We start from the raw sequence: 8,396 nt of genomic DNA, 5'->3' as shown, positions 1-8,396 counted from the left end.
CAACGTCGAGACGCTCGTCAACGTCCTGCCCGTCCTCACCCTGGGCGCCGAGGCGTACGCGGCGATCGGCACCGAGGGCTCCACCGGACCGAAGCTGTTCTGCGTGTCGGGCGCCGTGGCCCGCCCGGGCGTGTACGAGCTGCCCTTCGGCGCCACCCTCGGCGAGCTGCTCGACCTCGCCGGGGCGCGGGACGGGCTGCGGGCGGTGCTGCTGGGCGGGGCGGCCGGCGGCTTCGTGCGGGCCGACGAGCGGGACGTCCCGCTCACCTTCGAGGGCACCCGCGCGGCCGGCAGCACGCTCGGCTCGGGCGTGGTGACGGCCTTCGACGACACCGTGCCGCTGCCCCGGCTGCTGCTGCGCATCGCCGAGTTCTTCCGTGACGAGTCCTGCGGGCAGTGCGTGCCCTGCCGGGTCGGCACGGTGCGCCAGCAGGAGGCGCTGACCCGGCTGCTGGACCGCCGCGGCGCGGCGGCCGGTGACGACATCGCCCTGCTCAGGGAGGTCGGCCGCGCGATGCGGGACGCCTCGATCTGCGGTCTGGGGCAGACCGCGTGGAACGCCGTGGAATCCGCCATCGACCGTCTGGGGGCGTACACATGACCGCGATACCGCTCGGACTGCCGCGCCGGATGGTGGAGTTCACCGTCGACGGCGAGGTGGCGCGGGTGCCCGAGGGGGCGACGGTCCTCGACGCCTGCCGGGCCGCCGGCAAGGACGTGCCGACCCTGTGCCACGGAGACACGCTCACCCCCAAGAACGCCTGCCGGGTGTGCGTGGTGGAGGTGACGGGGTCGCGCACCCTGGTACCGGCCTGCTCGCGGAAGGCGGAGCCCGGCATGGAGGTCCGCACGGACACCGAACGGGCCCGGCACAGCCGCAAGGTCGTGCTGGAGCTGCTCGCCTCCTCGGCCGACCTGTCGACCACACCCGGGGCGGCCGGGTGGATCGAGGAGTACGGCGCCGATCCCGGCCGCTTCGGCCCGGACGCGGCCCGGACGGACGAGCGGCCCAGGGTCGACAACGACCTGTACGTGCGCGACTACGGCAAGTGCATCCTGTGCTACAAGTGCGTCGACGCCTGCGGCGAGCAGTGGCAGAACACCTTCGCGATCTCCGTCGCCGGCCGCGGCTTCGACGCGCGGATCGCCGTCGAGCACGATGCCCCGCTGCCCGACTCGGCGTGCGTGTACTGCGGCAACTGCGTCGAGGTGTGCCCGACGGGCGCGCTGTCGTTCAGGTCGGAGTTCGACATGCGCGCGGCGGGCACCTGGGACGAGACCCGGCAGACCGAGACGACCACGGTGTGCGCGTACTGCGGTGTGGGCTGCAACCTCACCCTGCACGTACAGGACAATGAGATCGTGAAGGTCACCTCGCCGCACGACAACCCGGTGACCCACGGCAACCTCTGCATCAAGGGCCGCTTCGGCTACCAGCACGTACAGAACCGGGACTGAGGCACACATGGGACGAGTCACGGAACGACGCAAGGTGCTCCGTATCCGGGACGGGGCGGTCTCCACCCGCCCGGACACGCTCGTCGCCGAGGAGCCCCTGGAGATCCGACTGAACGGCAGGCCCCTGGCCATCACCATGCGCACCCCGGGCGACGACTTCGCGCTCGCGGCGGGCTTCCTGGTGAGCGAGGGGGTGCTGGCGGAGGAGTCCGACCTGCAGAACATCGTCTACTGCGCGGGCGCCACGGTGGACGGCTCGAACACCTACAACGTGGTGGACGTGAAGACCGCCGGGCATGTGGTCGTCCCGGACATCACCCTGGAGCGCAACGTCTACACGACGTCCTCGTGCGGCCTGTGCGGCAAGGCCAGCCTGGACGCGGTGCGCACCACGACCCGCTGGCCCGTCGCCGACACGCCCCCGCTGCGGGTCACGCCTCAGCTGCTGACGGGCCTGCCCGACCGGCTGCGCGCGGCCCAGCGGGTGTTCGACCGGACCGGCGGGCTGCACGCGGCGGCGCTGTTCTCCGAGGAGGGCGAGCTGCTGGACGTACGGGAGGACGTGGGCCGGCACAACGCCGTCGACAAGCTGGTGGGACGCGCTCTGCGGAACGGGGACCTGCCGCTGTCCCGGGCGATCCTGCTGGTGTCCGGGCGGGCGTCCTTCGAGCTGGCGCAGAAGGCGGTGATGGCGGGCATCCCGGTGCTGGCGGCGGTCTCGGCGCCGTCGTCGCTGGCGGTGGACCTGGCGGCGGAGACGGGCCTGACCCTGGTGGGCTTCCTGCGCGGCGCCTCCATGAACGTGTACGCGGGCGAGGAGCGGGTCGTCCCTGCAGGGGCCGCGGCCGCCCAGGGCTGACCCCTCCCCCCGCGACACGGCGGCGGGGCCCCGACCGGCGGGGAGCGCCCCCTGCGCCGCGAGGGGCCCCGCCTCGGGGCGGCACCCGCCGCCTACGCGAGGAGCAGCTCGGCCGCGTCCACCACGGTGCCCAGGCGGGGGAAGTCGAGCCGGACGGCGGCCTCGTGCTCGGCCGCGGTGAGCGCGGTCATGGCGTCCTCGACGAAGACGACCTCGTAGCCGAGGTCGCAGGCCGCGCGGGCGGTGGACTCCACGCCGAGGTTGGTGGCGATGCCGCCGCACACGAGCGTCGTCACACCCCGTGCGCGCAGGGCCTCGTGCAGACCCGTGTCCTGGAAGCCACCGATGGTCCGCTTCACGATCTCCAGGTCGCCCTCGCCACGGAGTCCGGCCACGAGCCCGCTGCCCGGCGGCTGTTCGGCGACACCGGGACGCTCGGCGCGCACGAGGACGACGAGCGCGCCGGCCGCACGGAAGCGGGCGGCCGGCTCCGCGCCCACGGCGAGGGCCTCGGCACCCTCGCGGGGCTCCAGGGGCAGGGCGACGATGCGCTCCATCAGGTCCACGAGGACGAGCGCGCTGCGCGCGGGGTCGAGCGCGAGGCCGGGGCCGGCGGGGTGGGATGCGGTCACGGCGGCAGGCTGTCCGCGCTCAGCCTTCCGTGCCGGAGATCCTGATCAAGAGGGCCGTGAACCGCTCCCGTTCCTCCTGCGACAACGGCGCCAGCAGTTCGTCGTTGGCCTCGCGGGCCGCCTGCTCGCACCGCAGGAGCACGCGCTCGCCCTCGTCCGTGAGCCGGACGGCGTTCTTGCGGCGGTCCTTGGGGTCCGGTTCGCGCAGGACCAGGGAGGCGGACTGCAGGTCGTTGAGGATGCCGACGAGGTCCTTCGGGTCCAGGCCGACGCTGCGGCCGAGGTCCGCCTGGGCGACGGGGGCGAGGTCGCGGACGGCGGACAGCACCACGTGGTGCCACATCTTCATGCCCTGCGCGGCGAGCGCCTCGGCGACCAGGGCGCGTCCCCGCGCGGCGGCCCGTCCGAGGAGCCAGCTGGGCAGGGAGCGGATCGCGGGCAGCGGTGCTTCGGCCATGGGTGCACCCTAACCGCCAAACCATTGGACTTCCCAACGACATTCCCATACGTTGGGGCTCCCAACGAATTCATGGGTGTTCCCAACGACCCATGTGACCCCGGGAGGGTGCCATGCGCCGTGTCCGATACGACCGCCCCGGCGGCCCGCTGTTCCTGGAGGAGACCCCCGTCCCCGAGCCCGGCCCCGGTGAGCTGCTGGTGCGCGTGGAGGCGATCGGCGTCACCCTGCCCGTCGTCCGCAAGGTCACCGAAGCGGCCGAGCCGATCGAGCTCGGCGGCGAGATCGCCGGCGAGGTCGTGGCCGTCGGCGCGGGGGTGACCCGCTGGGCGCCGGGCGACCGGGTGACCGGGCTGTGCTTCGGCCACGGCTACGCCGACCTGGCGCTGCTCCAGGACGCGATGGCCTCGCCGGTCCCGGACGCGGCGTCCGCCGTCGACGCCGTGGCCCTCGTGCGCAGCGGGCTGGTCGCCCTCGGCGCCCTGGACGCGGCCCGGCCCGAGCCCGGCGAGAGCGCGCTGGTGACGGCCGCCGCGAGCGGTGTCGGCCATCTCGCCGTCCAGCTGGCCCGGATCCGCGGCGCGGCCCGGGTGGTGGGCGCCGTCTCCGACCCGGCCAAGGCCGCCTTCGTGCGGGCGCTCGGCGCCGACGAGGTCGTCGGCTACGAAGACGGCAGCTGGGGCGGGCCGGCCGACTACGCGCTGGACGCCGTGGGCGGCGAACTGCTCACCCCGGCCCTCGCCGCGCTGGCACCCGGCGGCCGGCTCGTGGCCTACAGCTCGGGCGGCGGGACGATCCAGGCGTACGACCTGCTGGTGGGTGCCAAGTCCGTGATCGGGTTCCAGATGGCCCGCATCGCCCGGGGCAGGCCGGAGCTGTACGAGCGGTGGCGCCAGGAGCTGTGGCGGCTGTTCGCGGAGGGCGCCCTGCGGCCCGCCGTGCACGCGGAGTTCGCGCTCGCCGACGCCGGAAAGGCGCACCAGGTGATAGAGACGCGGGCGAATCTGGGCAAAGTCGTGCTGATCCCCTGACGCCCGTCCCCGGAGGCGAAGGCCATGCCGTCCGCTCACCGTGTCCGCCTGAGATCCCTCGCGGCCGCCGCCCTGCTCGCCTCGCCCCTTCCCGCACCGGCTCACGCCCTGCCGGACTCCGCCCGGCAGGTCCTCTTCACCGCGTCCGAACACCCCGGTTACGTCTGCTTCCGCATCCCGGCGCTCGTCCGCACGAGAGCCGGCACCCTGCTCGCCTTCGCCGAGGGCCGCGTCCATGACTGCGGGGACGCCGGCGACATCGACATCGTCGTACGGCGATCCACCGACGGCGGCCGCACCTGGGGACCGCTGACGGTCGTCACCGACGGCGCCGGTGACACGCACGGCAACCCGGTGCCCGTCGTCGACCGTGCCACCGGCCGCGTCCTGCTCGCGCAGACCCACAACACCGGCCGCGGCGACGGCCGCGCCTGCTCCGCCCCCTGCGACCGCACCCCGCACCTGCAGTACAGCGACGACGACGGCCGCACCTGGTCCGCGCCGCGCGACCTCGGCGGCGCGATCCGGCCGCCGCACTGGAACTCCTGGTACGCCACCGGCCCCGGGCACGGCATCCGGCTCACCCGTGGCCGGCACGCCGGCCGGCTCGTCCTCGGCGTCAACGCCGAGACCTGGCAGGACGGCCGGGTCACCGCCAACCACGCCGCGCTGATCGTCAGCGACGACCACGGCGCCCACTGGCGCGTCGGCGCCACCGACACCTGGCCGGTCGCCGCCGACCGCACCTACCGGCAGAAGCCGTCGGAGCTCACGGTCACCGAACGCCCCGACGGCTCCCTCCTGGTCAGCGGCCGGGAACAGGACGGCACCGACCTCGGCCACCGCACCCAGACCGTCAGCCGCGACGGCGGCGACAGCTTCGCGGCGCCCTTCCACGCCCTGCCGGACCTGTACGCGCCCCAGGTGCAGGGGTCCGTGCTGCGGCTGGGCGACCGCCTCCTGCTGTCCTGCCCCGGCGACCCCGACCGGCGGCGGACCATGATGCTGCGCTCGTCCTACGACGGCGGCCGCACCTGGGAGAGCGCCGACCGGGGCACGGTCGTCACCCGGGACCCGTCCGGCTACTCCGACCTGGCCGAGATCGCCCCCGGCACACTCGGCCTGCTGTACGAGGGCGGCACGGCCGACGCCCGGGAGGAGATCCGCTTCGCCCGCCTCCCCCTGGACCGGCTCGCCCCGCGCCGGGACCCCGACCCGGTCACCCCCGACCGGGCGGCCGGCGGCCGGCCGGCCGCGGTCCTCGGCGGGGCGCGGGAGACGGACGGGGTCCTCGGGGGCGCGCTCGCCTTCGACGGCACCGACGACGCCGTGCGCCTGCCGTACCGCGCGCGGCTCGCGCTGGGCACCGGTGACTTCACCGTGTCGCTGCACTTCCGCTACACGGCGGCCGGCGGCGAGCAGCCGATGGTGTGGATGGGCGGTGTGGGCGACGGTCAGCCGCAGGTCTGGCTGCGCGGCGAGCCGGGCGCGGGGCGGCTGCGGGCACTGATGAGGGTCCGGGAGGGCGCCACGTCCGTGCGGACGGCGACCGTGGCGACCGCCGACGCGTACAACGACGGGCGGTGGCACCACGCCGTGCTGCGGCGCGGAGCGGGGCGCCTGACCCTGGCCGTCGACGGCCGTGCCGTCACCGCCGCCGATGTGCCCGGCTCGGTCAGCCGCACCTCGCCGTTCGGCGTGCACATCGGGCAGCGCGTGGACGGGCGGGCGTTCCTCACCGGTGCGATCGACGACGTCCGGGTGTGGAACCGGGCACTGGCTGATCCCCGGACTCCTTGGTCAGCGCAGGACGCGGTCCTGTGGCTGCCCCTGGACCGGGTGGGCCGCTGAGCCCTCGACGGTCTCCTCCGGGTCGTGGGAGCGCCGCTTGGCGATCACCGCGCACACCATCAGCTGCATCTGGTGGAACAGCATCAGCGGCAGCACGGCCAGCGAGGCCTGCGGGCCGAACAGCACGCTCGCCATGGGCAGCCCGGACGCCAGCGACTTCTTCGACCCGGCGAACTGGATCGCGATCCGGTCCGCGCGGCCGAAGCCCAGCGCCTTCGCGCCGTACCAGGTCAGCAGCAGCATCACCGCGAGGATCACGGCTTCGACGACGAGCAGGCCGCCGAGCCGGACCGGGCTGACCTGGTGCCAGATGCCGCGGACCATGCCCTCGCTGAACGCCGTGTAGACGACCAGCAGGATCGAACCGCGGTCGACCAGGCCCAGCACCTTCTTGTGCCGGGCGACGAAGCCGCCGATCCAGCGGCGCAGCACCTGCCCGGCGACGAACGGCACCAGCAGCTGCAGCACGATCTGCACCACCGAGTCGGCGGCGAAACCGCCCGCGCTGCCGCCGAGCAGCCCGGCCGCCAGCAGCGGGGTGACGACGATGCCGACCAGCGAGGAGAAGGAGCCGGCGCAGATCGCGGCGGGCACGTTGCCGCGGGCGATGGAGGTGAAGGCGATCGAGGACTGGATGGTGGAGGGCACCAGGGTGAGGAAGAGCAGGCCCTGGTAGAGCGGCTGGGTCAGGAACACCGGGACCAGGCCGCGGGCGGCCAGGCCCAGCAGCGGGAAGATCACGAAGGTGCAGGTCAGGACGGTGACATGGAGCCGCCAGTGCTTCAGCCCGTCCAGCGCCTCGCGGGTGGACAGCCGGGCGCCGTAGAGGAAGAACAGGAAGGCGATCGCGGCGGTGGAGGCACCGGAGGCCACGTCGGCGCCCGTGCCGCGCGCCGGGAACAGCGCCGCGAGCCCCACCGTGCCGAGCAACAGCACGATGTACGGGTCGATCGGCATCCAGCTCGGCCACTGCAGGCGTTTCACGGTGCTCCACGTGCGGTCGTCGGTGCGCGCGGGGGCGTCGGACCTCCCCCGCCAGGGCCCGGAGGGCCCCCTTCCATCCTGCTCCCCCGGGCCGTGATCGGGAATCCGGCATACGGCTCTGACTGTCATCGCGTTTCATGATGACCGGCTAGGGTGACAGGCGTGTACGACCCCTCCCAGCTGCGCACCTTCCTGGCGGTGGCGCAGACGCTGAGCTTCACGCAGGCCGCCCGGCGGCTCGGGCTGCGCCAGTCCACGGTCAGCCAGCACGTGCGGCGGCTGGAGGCCGCGACCGGGCGGACGCTGTTCACCCGGGACACGCACGCGGTGGAGCTGACCGAGGACGGCGAGGCGATGCTGGGTTTCGCCCGCCGCATCCTGGAGGTGCACGAGCAGGCCACGGCGTTCTTCACCGGTACCCGGCTGCGCGGCCGGCTGCGCTTCGGCGCCTCGGAGGACTTCGTACTGACCCGGCTGCCGGAGATCCTGGAGGGCTTCCGGCACGACCACCCCGAGGTCGACCTGGAGCTGACGGTGGAGCTGTCCGGCACGCTGCACGAGCAGCTGGCGGCCGGGAAGCTGGACCTGGTGCTGGCCAAGCGGCGCCCGCAGGACCCGCGCGGTGAGCTGGTGTGGCGGGACGAGCTGGTGTGGATCGGCGCGGAGCGGCTGCGCCTGGACCCGGACCGGCCGGTTCCGCTTATCGTCTATCCGCCGCCCGGCATCACCCGGGCGCTCGCCATCGAGGCGCTTCAGCAGGCGGGCCGCCCCTGGCGCATCGCCTGCACCAGCGGCAGCCTGAACGGCCTGGTCGCGGCGGCCCGGGCGGGCCTCGGCGTGATGGCGCACTCCCGCGGCCTGGTCCCGCCCGGGCTGGTCCGCGTCCCGGAGCGGGCCGGGCTGCCGGAACTGGCCGGCGTCGACTTCGTCCTGGTCCACGGCCACCGCCGGCCCTCGGCCCAAGGCGCGGCCGACGCCCTGGCGACGGCGATCCTGGCGGGCGGCGACCGCCTGCAACGCAGCCGACGCGCCGGCCTCGGCTAGGTCCGCCCGCACCACCGCGCCCGGCCGAGCGGTCCTCAGTGACGGATTCCGTGGTGGCGGCGCTGTCGGAAGTGAAGCGC

At 74.3% G+C, this 8,396-nt stretch carries 9 protein-coding genes; 6 read left to right on the top strand and 3 right to left on the bottom strand.

The window, feature by feature from the left end:
- From C3489_RS32585 to fdhD, 3 genes are all read left to right on the top strand, one after another.
- On the top strand, positions 1 to 601 hold a 601-nt coding region (locus C3489_RS32585), incomplete at its 5' end, for an NADH-ubiquinone oxidoreductase-F iron-sulfur binding region domain-containing protein (protein ID WP_181139932.1).
- Complete coding sequence (locus tag C3489_RS32580; RefSeq protein ID WP_103785721.1) at positions 598 to 1,458, top strand: 2Fe-2S iron-sulfur cluster-binding protein; 861 nt, start codon at positions 598 to 600, stop codon at positions 1,456 to 1,458. The genes C3489_RS32585 and C3489_RS32580, both read left to right, overlap by 4 nt.
- Before the next feature lie 7 nt (positions 1,459 to 1,465).
- The gene (gene fdhD, locus C3489_RS32575; RefSeq protein WP_103785720.1) at positions 1,466 to 2,317 is read left to right on the top strand and encodes a formate dehydrogenase accessory sulfurtransferase FdhD; all 852 of its coding nucleotides are present in this window, start codon (positions 1,466 to 1,468) and stop codon (positions 2,315 to 2,317) included.
- A gap of 92 nt (positions 2,318 to 2,409) precedes the next feature.
- Here fdhD and C3489_RS32570 read toward each other — a convergent pair whose 3' ends face one another.
- Both C3489_RS32570 and C3489_RS32565 read right to left on the bottom strand, forming a co-directional pair.
- A complete protein-coding gene (locus C3489_RS32570) occupies positions 2,410 to 2,949 on the bottom strand; it encodes an isochorismatase family protein (protein ID WP_103785719.1) in 540 nt (179 codons plus the stop codon).
- A 19-nt stretch (positions 2,950 to 2,968) separates the two neighbouring features.
- On the bottom strand, positions 2,969 to 3,406 hold the full coding sequence (locus C3489_RS32565; RefSeq protein ID WP_103785718.1) for a MarR family winged helix-turn-helix transcriptional regulator: 438 nt from the start codon (positions 3,404 to 3,406) through the stop codon (positions 2,969 to 2,971).
- A gap of 113 nt (positions 3,407 to 3,519) precedes the next feature.
- Between C3489_RS32565 and C3489_RS32560 the strand changes: the two genes are divergently transcribed.
- Complete coding sequence (locus tag C3489_RS32560; RefSeq protein ID WP_103785717.1) at positions 3,520 to 4,437, top strand: zinc-binding dehydrogenase; 918 nt, start codon at positions 3,520 to 3,522, stop codon at positions 4,435 to 4,437.
- 24 nt (positions 4,438 to 4,461) lie between these two features.
- A complete protein-coding gene (locus C3489_RS32555; RefSeq protein ID WP_103785716.1) occupies positions 4,462 to 6,288 on the top strand; it encodes a sialidase family protein in 1,827 nt (608 codons plus the stop codon).
- Here the strand turns inward: C3489_RS32555 and C3489_RS32550 are convergent.
- The gene (locus tag C3489_RS32550) at positions 6,238 to 7,272 is read right to left on the bottom strand and encodes a bile acid:sodium symporter family protein (RefSeq protein WP_258055054.1); all 1,035 of its coding nucleotides are present in this window, start codon (positions 7,270 to 7,272) and stop codon (positions 6,238 to 6,240) included. The genes C3489_RS32555 and C3489_RS32550 overlap by 51 nt on opposite strands.
- 162 nt (positions 7,273 to 7,434) lie before the next feature.
- Between C3489_RS32550 and C3489_RS32545 the strand changes: the two genes are divergently transcribed.
- Positions 7,435 to 8,316 carry a LysR substrate-binding domain-containing protein gene (locus C3489_RS32545; RefSeq protein WP_103785715.1) on the top strand — a complete coding sequence of 294 codons (882 nt, stop codon included), beginning with the start codon at positions 7,435 to 7,437 and terminating at the stop codon, positions 8,314 to 8,316.
- Positions 8,317 to 8,396 lie beyond the last annotated feature (80 nt).

Origin of the sequence: Streptomyces sp. Ru71 (assembly GCF_002920535.1) — a bacterium.
GTDB lineage: Bacteria > Actinomycetota > Actinomycetes > Streptomycetales > Streptomycetaceae > Streptomyces.
This window is presented reverse-complemented; position numbering and strand designations above follow the sequence as displayed.